This window comes from Tenacibaculum soleae (genome assembly GCF_001693415.1).
GTDB classification, from domain to species: Bacteria; Bacteroidota; Bacteroidia; order Flavobacteriales; family Flavobacteriaceae; genus Polaribacter; species Polaribacter soleae.
On the sequence record NZ_MAKX01000001.1, the window covers coordinates 1,178,933 to 1,193,537 of the forward strand.

Here is a 14,605-nt window from a genome sequence, read left to right on the forward strand (position 1 = left end):
TATTATCTAAATATACTGAGTTTTTTGTTTTCTTAACTTGATGTAAATAAGCGTTCCATTACGATATACTGAATCCCACCTTTTTCAAATTTTTTATTGGTTGGTTTTAAATCGAATTTTTCATAGAAGGTTGATTTTTCTACTCGAGCATTGCACCATAATTTACGGGTTCCTTCTTTTTTTGCTGATACGATTACTTTTTGTAATAAAACTGTTCCGTATCCCAATCCTTGAAATTCAACTAGTGTTGCAAATTTTCGAAACTGTACCTCATTATTAACAGTAAATAATGAAACTATTGATGTTAGCGTGTCGTTTACATACAAACCCAAATGTTTTCCGTTCTTATCGTCTGGTAACTCAACATAGGTTAATGGTTTGTTTGGCCACATAACTTTGTGTCGAATATGTAAAGTCTCAACAATAGAAATTTCTTTAATTTCAAAGCGTTTGTTTTTCAATGATAATATGATTAAAATTTATCGAATTGATTTTATAAAAGGAGCAATTCCTTCAACACCTTCTTTACCTAAATTTTTGATAAAAGCAGAACCAATTATGGCTCCGTTCATATAATTACAAGCAGTTGAAAAAGTTTTTTTATCAGAAATACCAAAACCTACAATTAAATTACTTTGTAATTGCATTGCGTTTATGCGGTTAAAATAATCGATTTGTTGTTGTGAAATTTCACCTTTTGCACCTGTAATACTTGCATTAGCAACTACGTAGATAAATGATTTAGTATAAGAATCTATTTTTTTAATTCGCTCTTCAGAGGTGTGTGGTGTTATTAAAAACACGTTATTGATTCCGTATTTATCAAATAATTGTTGATAATGATTTTCAAATTCAATCATTGGTAAATCAGGAATAATAACTGTGTCAATTCCGCATTCGTTTACTTTTTGACAGAATTTTTCTTCACCATACTTTAGCATCTGATTTAAGTAGCCCATCAAAACTAAAGGTGTTTTGTTGGTGTTTTTTATTGATAAAAGTTGGTCGAAAATCACATCTAAATTAATTCCGTTTTGCAATGCAATTTGGCTACTATCCTGAATTGTTGGGCCATCTGCTAATGGATCAGAATAGGGTAAACCTACTTCAATAAAGTCAACATCGTTTTTTGAAAGTTCAGAAATAACTTTTGTTGTGTCGTTTAATTTAGGAAAACCAGAAGTAAAGTAAATTGATAATAAATTTTTATTTTTTTGCTGAAATATTTGTTGAATTGAGTTCATTATTTAATTTTTATGTCAGTTCGAGTATTTCCTGAAAGAAAATATATCGAAAACTAATTACATCTCGATACTAATTTGTTCATTTTTCACAAATTCACTCGATGCGACAGCTATTTTAAATGTTTAATATACGTTTCTAAATCTTTGTCGCCTCTTCCTGATAAATTAATAACAATTACTTGATTCCCTTTTAAATCCATCTTAGGTAAAACGGCTAAAGCGTGTGCGGTTTCTAGCGCAGGGATAATTCCTTCTATTTTTGTTAATTCATAAGCAGCTTCTAGTGCCTCTTTATCAGTAGCATTCATAAATGTAGCTCTTTTTTCATCAAACAAAAAAGCATGTAAAGGGCCAACACCTGGGTAATCTAGTCCTGCAGAAATAGAATATGGTTCAATTATTTGTCCGTATTCATCTTGCATTAAAATAGTTTTACTACCATGAATTACACCAACTTCTCCTAGTTGTGAAGTGGCAGCACTTTCGCCAGAATCAACTCCTAGGCCAGCTGCTTCTACAGCAATTAATTCTACATCTTTATCCTCTAAATAATGATAAAAAGCACCTGCAGCATTAGAGCCACCTCCAACACAGGCAATAATTGTATCAGGGTTTTCTTTACCAGTTTGTTCTTTTAATTGAATTTTCATTTCTTCTGAAATAACAGCTTGCAAACGCGCTACCATATCAGGATAAGGATGCGGGCCTACAACCGAGCCTATTAGATAATAAGTATCAGGGTTTTGAATCCAATAGCGAATTGCTTCATTGGTAGCATCTTTTAGGGTTTTACTTCCGCTTGTGGCAGCAACAACTTTAGCGCCAAGCATTTTCATACGAGCTACGTTTGGAGCTTGACGTTCAATATCAATTTCACCCATAAAAACAGTACATTCTAAACCCATTAAAGCACAAACTGTAGCGGTTGCAACTCCGTGTTGACCAGCACCAGTTTCAGCAATGATTTTAGTTTTCCCTAAATGTTTTGCAACTAAAATCTGACCTATAGTGTTGTTTACTTTATGTGCTCCTGTGTGATTTAAATCTTCTCGTTTTAAATAAATGGTTGCTCCATATTTTTCAGATAAACGTTTTGCTAAGTATAGCGGACTTGGTCGGCCAACATAATGTTGCAATAAGTCTTTATATTCATTTTGAAATGCTTCAGATTCTAAAATTTTCAAATAATTATCTTCTAATTCTTTTACGTTTGGGTATAGCAATTCAGGTATAAATGCACCTCCAAATTGTCCGTAATAACCGTCTTTGTTAGGTTGAAATTTCATTTGATATATCTTTCTGTCATTCTTGTGTAAACAGGAATCTCGTAATGAGAAGTTACAACAAGTTTAGCTTGACTGGTTTTTATTATAGTTTTAACTCTTGTTTGAACTTTTTTATTTTTTCAACTGATTTTAAACCAACAGTTGTTTCAAATTTACTATTTACATCTAAGGCATAAATAGGTAGTTTTTTTGATTGTAATTTATTTACCTCCTTTGTTTCATTAAGCCCAATTCCTCCGCTTAAAAAAAAAGGTTTTGTAAAAGGATATTTTTCTAAAACCTTCCAATTAAATGTGATTCCATTGCCACCTCTTTCTTTTCCTTTGGTGTCAAATAAAAAATAATCAACAATTTGTTCATAAGGTTTTAAAATCTCGAAATTAAATTCGTTTTTAATACCGAATACTTTTACAATTTCAGGTGTTTTGTATTTTGCTTTTTGATGTTTTTCAGAAATACTTTCTTTAAAAATAATTTTTAATTGTTGAATGTATTCTGCGGTTTCATCACCATGTAATTGCACCATGTTTAAACCATATTCTTCAACTAACGAAACCACAATTTCAGGGATTTCATTTACAAAAACCCCCGCTTTTTTAATTTCCTTAGGTAGCTCAGGAATAATTCCTTCAAAATTTCTTTTAGATTTTTCATAGAAAATAAATCCCAAATAATCAGGTTGCAACATGGCAACTTGTTGGATATTTTCTATGTATTTCATTCCGCAGACTTTTAGTTTCATGCTTTTCTATAATGAGATACTGAGGTAAGTTCAGTATAAAGTTTGTAATTATCGTATTTGATTAATAAAATCTTTACAAGCTTCGCCTGGATTATTAGTTTTCATAAAGTTTTCACCAATTAAAAAACCTTGAAAACCATGTTCTTTTAAACCTGTTATAATTCTTGGGTCTGAAATACCACTTTCAGAAACTTTAATACAAGTGTCTGGAATTTGGTTCGCTAATTTTATTGAGTGCTCTAAATCTACCTCGAAAGTTTTTAAATTACGGTTATTGATACCAATAATTTTATTGTTTAAATCGTTAATTTTATCTAAATCTTCTTGTGTATGCACTTCGTATAAAACCTCTAAACCTAGGTCGTTAGCTAGTTGTCCGTAATTTTTTAGTTCTTGGGCTGTTAAACAAGCGGCAATTAATAAAATAACATCAGCACCAATTGCTTTGGCTTCAACAATTTGAAATCCGTCTACAATAAAATCTTTTCTAAGAATAGGTGTTTGTTGATTAATAACTCTAGCTTCCATTAAATCTGCCATGGTACCGCCAAAAAAAGAAGTGTCCGTTAAAATAGATTGCGCTGCAACGTTAGCATCTAAATATCCGTTGGTTACATCGGCAATGGTAGCTTTATCATTAATAATTCCTTTAGAAGGAGATTGACGTTTAAACTCGGCAATAATTCCTGTTGAATTTGGTGTAAGTAACGATTTTTTTAATGAGAAAGATTCGTTTTTAAAATTAGGGCTTTCAACTAATTTTTTAACAGGAATTTCAGCTTTTATTTTAGCGACTTCTGTTTTTTTAAACGCGATTATTTTATCTAGTATTGTCATATTGCTATTCTTTGTCACTTCGAGTGATTTTCGATTTTATGAGAAAATAGTATCGAGAACTTTTTTATTTATAAATTTATTAATTTTTCTAATGTTTGTTTTGCTTTTAATCCTAACAAAGAATCTTTTGCTTCTTCGTAAGCATCTTGAAAACTTTTCTTGTCATTAACAATTTTCAAAGCGAATGCTGCGTTTGTTAATACTACACTATTTTGAGCTTCGGTACCATTTCCGTTAATAATATTTTTAAATATTTTTGCGGCATCAGCAACAGACTTTCCTCCAAAGATAGCAGATTGTTCAATTCTTTTTTGATTTAAATCTTCAGGGTTTATTAATTGTTCTCCTTTTTTGGTAAACAATTTAAATCCACTTGTTAAAGATATTTCATCATAGCCATCTAAGGTATGAACAATACCATAATTTGTATTTTCCTCTTGTAAAATATAATTATACAAACGAGCTACTTCTAAATTAAAGGTTCCTAATAGTTGGTTTTTAGGTGAACTAGGATTTACTAAAGGACCTAACATGTTAAAAAATGTTTTTAACGCTAAGGCTTTTCTGGTAGCACTTACGGCTTTCATTGCTGGATGAAATTTAGGAGCGTGTAAAAAACAAATATTTGCTTGCTCTAAATGTGATTTTAAAACGGTTTCATCGTTGGTAAACTGATATCCAAAACTTTCTAACATATCAGATGACCCAGATTGTGATGAAACTGAATAATTACCATGTTTTGCTACTTTTTGTCCGGTTCCGGCAACAATAAAAGAAGTCAGGGTTGATATGTTAAAGGTGTCTTTACCATCACCACCAGTACCAACAATATCAATGGTGTTGTAATCAGAAAAATCTACTTTTATAGCCAGCTCTACTAAAGCGTTTCTAAAACCTGAAAGTTCATCAACAGTTATTGGTCGCATCATAAAAACAGTCATGAATGAGGCTAAATGTGCTTCGTTAAATTTACCTGAAGTAATATCAATTAATACTTGTTTGGCTTCGGTTTTTGATAACTTTTTGTGCTGGTATAAGTTGTTTAAAATATCTTTCATTTGTTGTTTATTACTTTGTTGGCAAAAATGTTTTTTGTGTAACGATTACTTTTTTGCGTTGTTAATAAAGTTTCTAACAATTTGCTCGCCTACTGTTGTTAATATTGATTCAGGGTGAAATTGTACTGCGGATATGTTAAATGTATTGTGCTCTATGGCTTGTATTCCACCATCTTCATCTACCGCTGTGATGCTGATTTGTGAAGGGAAATTTTTATGAGTAGCAATCCAAGAATGATATCTTGCGGCTTCAAATTTTGTAGGAATATCTTTAAAGATAATAGCGTCTTTTTTTGTGATTTCCATTTCTGTAGCTACACCATGAAATACTTCGCCCATGTTTACAATGTTACCTCCAAAAACTTCTGTTATTGCTTGTAGACCTAAGCAAACGCCAAAAATAGGTTTTTTACCAGCGTAGTATTTTATAACATCTTTTAAGATGCCTGCTTCGTCTGGAATTCCAGGACCTGGTGATAAGATAATAGCATCGTATCTTTCGATTTCTTCAATCGAAATTTCGTTATTTCTATATACATCAGGCAAATTACCTGTAATATCTTCTACCATGTGTACCAAGTTGTAGGTAAATGAATCGTAATTGTCTAGTACTAATATTTTCATTTTTTGTTTGTTTTTGCGTTAGGGATTGAAACGGCATCCTTTTTATTTTTTTTAATAAAAAGATATAGTGTAAAGCCCGCTCGAACGCCCTAAATATTTTCGGCTAAAGTCAATGCTTTTTTTAAGGCTGCTAATTTATTGTTTACTTCTTGTAATTCTTTTTCTTCGTCGGAATGAATTACGATTCCGGCACCTGCTTGGTAATACAAAACGTTGTTTTTGCTAACAAAAGAGCGAATGGCGATGGCTAAATTTACCGAACCATCTAAACCGATGATTCCGACTGCCCCACCATAAAATCCGCGCGATTGATTTTCGTAAGTGTCAATTAACTGCATGGCTTTGTATTTTGGCGCGCCGCTTAAGGTTCCGGCAGGAAAGGTGTCACCCACTATTTCAATAGGGTTTCCTTTAATTTTACCTTGCACGGTAGATACTAAGTGAATTACGTGACTAAAATATTGTACTTCTTTAAAAACTTCAACTTTTACGTTTTCGGCGTGTTTACTTAGGTCGTTTCTGGCTAAATCAACTAACATTACATGCTCGGCTGTTTCTTTTTTGTCTTCTGATAACTTTTTGCCTAACTTAATATCCTCAGCCATGTCGCCAGTTCTTCTAAAGGTTCCAGCAATTGGATTGATGATTGCTTTTCCTGCATTTATTTTAATTTGTGCCTCAGGTGAAGAACCCATTAATTTGAAAGAGCCATAATCGAAATAAAACAAATAAGGTGAAGGATTTATAGAGCGTAATGCTCGATACACATTAAATTCGTCTCCTTTAAATTTTTGTTGAAATTGGCGTGATAATACTAATTGAAAAACATCGCCACGTTTACAATGTGCTTTTGCTTTTACTACATATTCTTTAAAATCGTCGTTAGTGCAATTTGAAGTTTCTGTTCCATCAATTTCAAACTTTTGGGTGTTAAATGTTTGTGCTTTAATGATGGTTTCAATTTCTGAAATTCTCGATGCTGTTCCTGCTTCAATATTTTCTATCAACGTCATTTCATCGTTAAAATGATTAATGGCGATAATAAATCGATAAAAACTGTACTGCATTACAGGTATTTTTGACGGCGCATCTTTTACGTTTAGTTGTATGTTTTCGAAATACTGAACGCTATCGTAAGTTGAATATCCGTATAATCCGTTGAATGATTTTAATTCGTCAGGACAATCTAAGGTGATTGATTTTGAAAAATCATCAAACAAGCTGTAAAAGTTTTTGTTGATGGTGTTTTTGGTTACAATTTTTCCTTGTTTTGAAACTACAAAAGCATCGTTTTCAACTTTCATAGTTACTATAGGATCAATAGCTATAAACGAAAAACTTTCTTCTTTACTGTGATAGTCAGAGCTTTCTAATAGTAGTGTGTTGGCATATTTATCTCTAAACCGTAAGTACAAACCTACTGGAGTAATGGTGTCTGAAATACGCTTTTTGCTAATTGTTTTAAATGTTGTTTTACTCATTTTTTTATGCTTAAAAAACAAAAAAAGGCTTATCGTGAGATAAGCCTTTTCTTTATAATATATACATATAGGTTTCTTCTCACTTAATTTTTAAGAGAGTTCCACCACCATATGTTGTTTTGTTTCGTCATTATATGGCAAATGTATAAAGTGTTTTTGTGTTTGCAAAATTTATTTTATTAAAAATGCATTTTGTTACAAAATGTTATTCATATTTAACATTTGAAAAATAAATGTCTATGGGAGAGTTTCCTACGTTTTTGATTGTTTTAAAAACAGTTTTATCTTGATTATATATTATTAATACACTTTTTTCTGTATCAAAAAAATCTTCAAAACCTAATACATATACTTGCTTAGTAATTGGGTGTTCTCTTATTACAGAAGTTAATAAAATGTTGTTTGTTGATGGGTTTGCAAACTCTTCAATAGTTTTAGTTTCTGTGTTAAAACGATACACTAATCCTGTGGCTACTTCTGACCAATATATGTGGTTACTTGTCTTATTCATAGAAAACATGCTTGTTTTAAATAAATTAAGAGTAGGGTCGTTTACGGTTACTGTTTCTTTTATCGAATAATCTGTATTCAAACTAATGATTTTGGCATCTCCAGTTCTTTTTTCTGTGACTAACCAAATTATATTGTCTTTGTCTTTAAAAATTCCGCAAATAGCGTCTTCAAAAGTTAATTGAACTTTAATAGATTTATTATCTATATCTAATATTTTTAGTTCTTTATCATCTGCTATTAAAACATTTTTGTTGTCTACTAAAAGTGCTGATTTAGCGTATAAAACTTTAGTTGATATTTCATCTATTTTTTCTCCTATTCCATTGGTAACGTCAAAATAAGATAAATTGTAAGTTCTTCTTCTTCCTCTTCCTCCGGTTGATATCATTAATCCTTCAGTTTCAGAAAACATAGTTAAATAAGAGGGACTTGTTACCTTGGAGTTTGTAATTTCCATTTCTGAATTTAAATTCTCTAAATTTAGTTTAGCTACATAAGCAGGGCCATTTTGACTTACTAAAAATAATTGCTTATCGAACTCTGAAAAAGAAATTGTATTTTCATTTAAAGATTCATATACTTTTGCGGTAAATTCTTGTTTTTCATTTAGGTGGCCTATTGTGGTTTTATCACTTTCAAAAGTTAAAATAAAAGAGTTGTCATAAATAGGTTCAGGTTCTTTTGAATCTTCAGAACATGAAAAAAATGCCATAGTAAGGCACAGTAATAGTACGTTATAAATACGTGTCATTCTATAATTAATTTTAAATTTTAAAAACGTAATTATACATCTATAAACATCAATACCTAATTTATTGTTATATAGTTAAATGTATAAGATTGTTTGCAATTACTTTTAATCCCGAAAGTAAAAACTAATGAATATTTTTGGCAGGTCTCCTGACTTACATCTTGTTATAGCCTTCCCGTAAAAACAGTGGCGTAAGAACATAACAAGTAGCCAATAAATTAGGCTTAAAGTTTACAGTTGCGGGTACAGTTTAGGTATTTCACCTAATTCCCTTTTAATTTACTTTATAAACATAAAGAAAAACCGCCGCAAATATATTTCAGTTTTATTAATTAATAAAATTTTGCAAGTGTATATTCATGTCATTCATATAAAAAGTAAGCTTATTTAATTAAAAATGATTGTAAAAGTTACATTTTTATATATAAATTTATATTTAAATTTATATTTAAAACTAAAAATAAAATATTTGTTTTTATAATGAAACTTCATTCGGTTATTTGTATCATAATTATAAATAAAAAACAAACTTCTTTTCTATTTAAAATTGAAAAGAAAATAAAAAATATAAAAGTTATGTGTGGAATTGTATGTGCGTTTGATTTAAAAGAATCTTCAAAAGTTTTAAGACCTCAGTTATTAGAAATGTCAAAAAAAATTAGACATCGAGGTCCGGATTGGAGTGGTGTTTATAGTGATGATAAAGTAATCATGACGCATGAGCGTTTGGCAATTGTTGATCCTGCTTCAGGGCAACAACCATTATTTAGTGCTGATAAAAAATTGATTCTTGCAGCCAACGGAGAAATTTACAATCATAGAGAATTGCGAACACAATTAGATGGTTCTTATCAATTTCAAACAGCTTCTGATTGTGAGGTGATTTTAGCGTTGTATAAAGAAAAAGGTGTTGATTTTATTGATGATATGAACGGAATTTTTGGTTTTGCGTTGTATGATGTAGAAAAAGATGAATATTTTATTGCACGTGATCATATGGGGATCATTCCATTATATATTGGTTGGGATCAAAACGGAACTTTTTATGTGGCTTCTGAATTAAAAGCTTTGGAGGGAGTTTGTACAAAAATAGAATTATTTCCCCCAGGGCATTATATGTCAAGCAAAGACGGAAAGTTTATACAATGGTATAAAAGAGATTGGAGTGAGTATGAGGCGGTAAAAGAAAATGAAACGAGTATTGCTGAGGTTAAAGAAGCGCTAGAAGCAGCAGTTCATAGGCAATTAATGTCTGATGTTCCTTATGGCGTTTTACTTTCAGGCGGGTTAGATTCATCAGTAACATCTGCTATTGCAAAAAAATATGCTCAAAAAAGAATAGAATCTGATGATAAGTCAGATGCTTGGTACCCGCAGTTACACTCTTTTTCAGTTGGGTTAGAAGGCTCTCCAGATTTGGCAGCGGCACAAAAAGTTGCCGATCATATAGGTACAATTCATCACGAAATAAAGTTTACCATTCAAGAGGGTTTAGATGCTATAAAAGATGTGATTTATAATATTGAAACCTATGATATTACTACAATTCGTTCATCAACACCAATGTATTTAATGGCACGTGTTATTAAATCAATGGGAATTAAAATGGTGTTATCTGGTGAAGGAGCGGATGAAATTTTTGGAGGTTATTTATACTTTCATAAAGCTCCAAGTGCAGAGGAGTTTCATGAAGAAACTGTTCGTAAATTAGACAAATTACACATGTATGATTGTTTACGAGCAAACAAAAGTTTAATGGCTTGGGGAATTGAAGGGCGTGTGCCATTTTTAGATAAAGAATTTATGGATGTTGCTATGCGTATAAACCCGCAAGACAAAATGATTAACGGAGAGCGCATGGAAAAGTGGGTGATTCGTAAAGCTTTTGAAGATATGTTACCAGAAAGTGTTGCTTGGCGACAAAAAGAACAATTTTCAGATGGTGTTGGTTATAGTTGGATTGATACTTTAAAAGAAGTAGTAGAAAAGGAGGTGACAGACGAGCAATTGGCAAATGCTAAGTTTAGGTTTCCAATTCAAACACCAACAAATAAAGAAGAATTTTATTATCGATCTATTTTCGAAGAGCATTTTCCAAGTGATACAGCAGCATTAAGTGTACCGCAAGAAGCAAGTGTTGCTTGTAGTACAGCTACAGCTTTAGAGTGGGATGAGGCATTTAAAAATATGAACGAACCATCGGGTAGAGCAATTATGAATGTGCATGCTGATGCTTATTAGACGCTGCATTAATCTTGATTATTAATGAGGTATGTCATTCTTGTTTAGAAAATAAATTGATTGTTTAATTCGCGTTTGTTATCTTTACAGCGAATGTTCGCTGAAATATTATAAACACACACACTAGTAAAAATGAAAATTAAAAAAGTACTTGTTGCCAATAGGGGAGAAATAGCTATTAGAATATTTAGAGCCTGTACCGAAATTAACGTTAAAACAGTTGGAGTTTATACCTTTGAAGATCGTTATTCATTGCATCGCTATAAGGCTGATGAATCTTATCAAATAGGAGAAAATAACGAGCCTTTAAAACCGTATTTAAATATTGATGAGCTAATTAGAGTTGCATTAGAGAGTGGCGTAGATGCTATACATCCTGGATACGGTTTCTTGTCTGAAAATGCAAATCTTGCTCAAAAATGTGAAGATAATGGTATTGTTTTTATAGGGCCAAAAGTTTCTGTTTTAAAATCTTTAGGAGATAAGATAACGGCAAAAAAAGTGGCTGTAGCTAATAATATTCCTATTATTAGAAGTAATGAAAACCCTTTGGTTGATATTGAAACAGCATTGAGTGAGGCCGAAAAAATTGGGTACCCAATTATGTTAAAAGCCGCTTCTGGAGGTGGTGGAAGAGGAATGCGTGTTATAAGAAATGATGATGAACTAAAAAAAGCATTTGTTGAGAGTAAGCGAGAAGCTTTAAATGCTTTTGGAGATGATACTGTTTTTCTTGAAAAGTATGTAGAAAATCCAAAACACATAGAGATTCAAATTGTAGCCGATAATTTCGGAAATACAGTGCATCTTTTTGAACGCGATTGTTCTGTGCAACGTCGTTACCAAAAAGTAATTGAATTTGCACCATCATTCGATTTAAATCAAGATACAAAAGACGCACTTTATAAATATGCAATCAACATTTGTAAAGCGGTAAATTATAACAATATTGGTACCGTTGAATTTTTGGTTGATGATGATGGCTCAATTTATTTTATTGAGGTAAATCCAAGGGTTCAAGTTGAACACACAGTTACCGAGGTTGTGACAAATATCGATTTGATAAAAACACAATTGTTTATAGCAGGTGGATATAAATTAGCTGATCAGCAAATAAAAATACCAAATCAAGAAGCTGTAAAAGTTAATGGTTATGCTTTGCAGTGTAGAATAACAACTGAAGATCCTCAAAACGATTTTAAACCAGATTATGGAGAAATTACTACCTACAGAAGTGCCTCTGGATTCGGAATCCGTTTAGATGCAGGTAGTGTGTATCAAGGAGCAATTATTTCGCCATTTTTTGATTCTATGTTAGTTAAGGTTACAGCAAATAGTAGAACTTTAGATGGAGCTTGCAGAAAAGTTCGTAGAGCCTTAGCTGAATTTAGAATTAGAGGTGTAAAAACCAACATGCCGTTTCTAGATAATATCTTAAAACACGATACTTTTAGAAAAGGAGCGGTAACAGTAAATTTTATTAAGCAAAATCCTGATTTATTCAATTTTAAAGCGCCTAGAAATAGAGCAACAAAATTAGTTACCTATTTAGGTGATGTGATTGTAAACGGAAATTCGGATGTTAAAAAAATAGATACAACAAAAACGTTTGTAAAACCAATCGTTCCAAAATTTGATGCAAATGCAGCTTATCCGAAAGGAACTAAAGATTTGTTAACAGAGTTAGGGCCTGATAAATTTTCGCAATGGTTAAAAAATGAAAAGAAAGTTCATTTTACAGATACCACCATGCGAGATGCACATCAAAGTTTATTAGCAACTAGAATGCGTACGTATGATATGCTAAAAGTAGCAGAAGGTTACGCAAAAAACAATCCGAATATCTTTAGTATGGAAGTTTGGGGTGGTGCTACTTTTGATGTTTGTATGCGTTTTTTACAAGAAAATCCGTGGGAACGTTTACAGTTACTGCGTAAGGCAATGCCAAATGTATTGTTGCAAATGTTACTTAGAGGTTCAAATGGAGTAGGGTATAAGGCTTATTCTGATAATTTGATTGAAAGTTTTGTGCAGCAATCATGGGAAAATGGAGTAGATATTTTTAGAATTTTCGATTCTTTAAATTGGATGAAATCTATAGCTCCGTGTATAGAACATGTAAGAAATAAAACACAAGGATTAGCAGAAGCTTCAATTTGTTATACAGGCGATATATTAAATCCGAAGAATACAAAATACAATCTTAAATATTACACTTCTTTAGCTAAAGATATTGAAAATGCAGGAGCGCATATTTTAGCAATTAAAGATATGGCAGGTTTGTTAAAGCCCTATGCCGCATATGAATTAGTCTCGGCATTAAAAGAAGAAATAAATATTCCAATTCATTTACATACGCATGATACTTCGTCAATTCAATCAGCAACCTATTTAAAGGCTATTGAGGCTGGGGTTGATGTGGTTGATGTGGCTTTAGGTGGATTGTCTGGGTTAACTTCGCAACCCAACTTTAATTCAGTTGCTGAAATGATGAAGTTTAATGAGCGCGAAAATGATTTAAACATCGATTCTTTAAATGAATATTCTAATTATTGGGGAGCGGTTAGAGAATATTATTACCCGTTCGAATCTGGTTTAAAAGCAGGATCAGGAGAGGTTTTTAAACACGAAATTCCTGGTGGACAATATTCTAACTTAAAGCCACAAGCGCAAGCATTAGGTTTAGAAGATAGATTCCACGAAATCACTAAAATGTATGGCGATGTAAATTTACTCTTTGGTGATATTGTTAAGGTTACTCCAAGTTCTAAAGTAGTTGGAGATATGGCACAGTATTTAGTAAGTAATAATTTAACGGTACAAGATGTTTTAGAACGAGGTGATACTATTTCGTTTCCGCAATCAGTAGTTAGTTTTTTTAAGGGAGATTTAGGACAGCCAGTTGGTGGTTTTCCAAAAGACCTTCAGAAGTTAATTTTAAAAGATGACACACCTTACACAGACAGGCCAAACGCTCATATAGCACCTTTAGATATTGAAGCTGAATATGAAGATTTCAAGAAAATATTTGAAAACGATTTAAGTCGTCCTATAGATTTTACGGATTTTTTATCCTATAAATTATATCCAAAAGTATTTACAGAGGCTTACAATAAGCATTTAAAATACGATAGTTTACTAAACCTTCCAACTAAGAATTTTTTCTATGGAATGGAAAGAGGTGAAGAAATCATTGTCGAATTAGATAAAGGTAAAACCTTGTTAATTACGTTAGATTCTGTAGGAAGACCAAATGAAGACGGAATGGTGAAAGTTTACTTTAAAGTAAATGGACAAGGTAGAACAGTTTTAATAAAAGATGAGTCAATAAAGATTGATAAAGTAGCACACGTTAAAGCTAATAAAAGTGAACCAAAAGAAATTGGAGCACCGTTGCAAGGAATGTTGTCAACAATATTGGTTAAAAAAGGAGAAAAAGTAAGTAAAAATCAGCCTTTATTTATTATTGAAGCGATGAAAATGGAAACTACAATTACGGCAAATGAAGAAGGAGTAGTTCAAGAGCTTATTTTAAAAGCAGGGATTATGGTAAATTCAGAAGATTTAGTGTTAAAACTAACGTAAAAGTTTTTGTTTCTGATATAAAAACCTTGCGTTAGTAAGGTTTTTTTTGTTTTTGTCATTTTTTTTTAAGGTAAATCTTGTCAATTTGTAAAACAAGGTGCTTTTTAACGTGTTTAAGGCGGTTTTGTTTTTTAGGGTGAAAAAATAAATATAAAAATTATATTAAAGCAAAAGCTTTTATTTAAGGTCTTAAAATTGTAAGTTTGTTAGGTTAAAAATACCTTATTATAGGTTTTTTTAAAA

General features: G+C 31.6%; 11 protein-coding genes and 1 riboswitch. Of the genes, 2 read left to right on the top strand and 9 right to left on the bottom strand.

The genetic code is table 11. The annotated features are described in order from the left end of the window. Positions 1–32 precede the first annotated feature (32 nt). From BA195_RS05520 to BA195_RS05560, 9 genes are all read right to left on the bottom strand, one after another. Positions 33–461 (bottom strand): GNAT family N-acetyltransferase, encoded by a 429-nt coding sequence (locus BA195_RS05520; protein ID WP_245662319.1) that lies wholly within the window; start codon positions 459–461, stop codon positions 33–35. An 18-nt stretch (positions 462–479) separates the two neighbouring features. Beyond that, a complete protein-coding gene (trpA, locus tag BA195_RS05525) occupies positions 480–1,244 on the bottom strand; it encodes a tryptophan synthase subunit alpha (protein ID WP_068703238.1) in 765 nt (254 codons plus the stop codon). Positions 1,245–1,354: 110 nt separating this feature from the next. Further along, the gene (gene trpB / locus BA195_RS05530) at positions 1,355–2,530 is read right to left on the bottom strand and encodes a tryptophan synthase subunit beta (RefSeq protein WP_068703239.1); all 1,176 of its coding nucleotides are present in this window, start codon (positions 2,528–2,530) and stop codon (positions 1,355–1,357) included. A gap of 82 nt (positions 2,531–2,612) precedes the next feature. Next, a complete protein-coding gene (locus BA195_RS05535; protein ID WP_245662320.1) occupies positions 2,613–3,251 on the bottom strand; it encodes a phosphoribosylanthranilate isomerase in 639 nt (212 codons plus the stop codon). A gap of 69 nt (positions 3,252–3,320) precedes the next feature. After that, positions 3,321–4,109, bottom strand: a complete 789-nt coding sequence (gene trpC, locus BA195_RS05540) for an indole-3-glycerol phosphate synthase TrpC (protein WP_068703244.1) — start codon at positions 4,107–4,109, stop codon at positions 3,321–3,323. Between the two features lie 68 nt (positions 4,110–4,177). Further along, complete coding sequence (trpD, locus tag BA195_RS05545; RefSeq protein ID WP_068703246.1) at positions 4,178–5,167, bottom strand: anthranilate phosphoribosyltransferase; 990 nt, start codon at positions 5,165–5,167, stop codon at positions 4,178–4,180. 45 nt (positions 5,168–5,212) lie between these two features. Next, the gene (locus tag BA195_RS05550; protein ID WP_068703247.1) at positions 5,213–5,791 is read right to left on the bottom strand and encodes an anthranilate synthase component II; all 579 of its coding nucleotides are present in this window, start codon (positions 5,789–5,791) and stop codon (positions 5,213–5,215) included. Positions 5,792–5,880: 89 nt separating this feature from the next. Then, positions 5,881–7,272, bottom strand: coding sequence for an anthranilate synthase component I family protein (locus BA195_RS05555; RefSeq protein ID WP_068703248.1), 1,392 nt, complete (start codon positions 7,270–7,272; stop codon positions 5,881–5,883). A gap of 205 nt (positions 7,273–7,477) precedes the next feature. Beyond that, entirely contained in the window at positions 7,478–8,497 is a 1,020-nt protein-coding gene (locus tag BA195_RS05560) for a DUF5074 domain-containing protein (protein WP_068703250.1), read from the bottom strand. 161 nt (positions 8,498–8,658) lie between these two features. Further along, positions 8,659–8,859, bottom strand: a riboswitch (cobalamin riboswitch). Between the two features lie 253 nt (positions 8,860–9,112). Between BA195_RS05560 and asnB the strand changes: the two genes are divergently transcribed. Continuing rightward, positions 9,113–10,777 carry an asparagine synthase B gene (asnB, locus tag BA195_RS05565; protein WP_068703963.1) on the top strand — a complete coding sequence of 555 codons (1,665 nt, stop codon included), beginning with the start codon at positions 9,113–9,115 and terminating at the stop codon, positions 10,775–10,777. 132 nt (positions 10,778–10,909) lie between these two features. Continuing rightward, on the top strand, positions 10,910–14,362 hold the full coding sequence (locus tag BA195_RS05570; RefSeq protein ID WP_068703252.1) for a pyruvate carboxylase: 3,453 nt from the start codon (positions 10,910–10,912) through the stop codon (positions 14,360–14,362). The last annotated feature ends 243 nt before the right edge of the window (positions 14,363–14,605 follow it).

Bases quoted from the DNA above. Each gene is read 5' to 3' on its own strand.
- trpA (WP_068703238.1), bottom strand. From the start codon at position 1,244: ATGAACTCAATTCAACAAATATTTCAGCAAAAAAATAAAAATTTATTA.
- trpB (WP_068703239.1), bottom strand. From the start codon at position 2,530: ATGAAATTTCAACCTAACAAAGACGGTTATTACGGACAATTTGGAGGT.
- BA195_RS05535 (WP_245662320.1), bottom strand. From the start codon at position 3,251: ATGAAATACATAGAAAATATCCAACAAGTTGCCATGTTGCAACCTGAT.
- trpC (WP_068703244.1), bottom strand. From the start codon at position 4,109: ATGACAATACTAGATAAAATAATCGCGTTTAAAAAAACAGAAGTCGCT.
- trpD (WP_068703246.1), bottom strand. From the start codon at position 5,167: ATGAAAGATATTTTAAACAACTTATACCAGCACAAAAAGTTATCAAAA.
- BA195_RS05550 (WP_068703247.1), bottom strand. From the start codon at position 5,791: ATGAAAATATTAGTACTAGACAATTACGATTCATTTACCTACAACTTG.
- BA195_RS05555 (WP_068703248.1), bottom strand. From the start codon at position 7,272: ATGAGTAAAACAACATTTAAAACAATTAGCAAAAAGCGTATTTCAGAC.
- BA195_RS05560 (WP_068703250.1), bottom strand. From the start codon at position 8,497: ATGGCATTTTTTTCATGTTCTGAAGATTCAAAAGAACCTGAACCTATT.
- asnB (WP_068703963.1), top strand. From the start codon at position 9,113: ATGTGTGGAATTGTATGTGCGTTTGATTTAAAAGAATCTTCAAAAGTT.
- BA195_RS05570 (WP_068703252.1), top strand. From the start codon at position 10,910: ATGAAAATTAAAAAAGTACTTGTTGCCAATAGGGGAGAAATAGCTATT.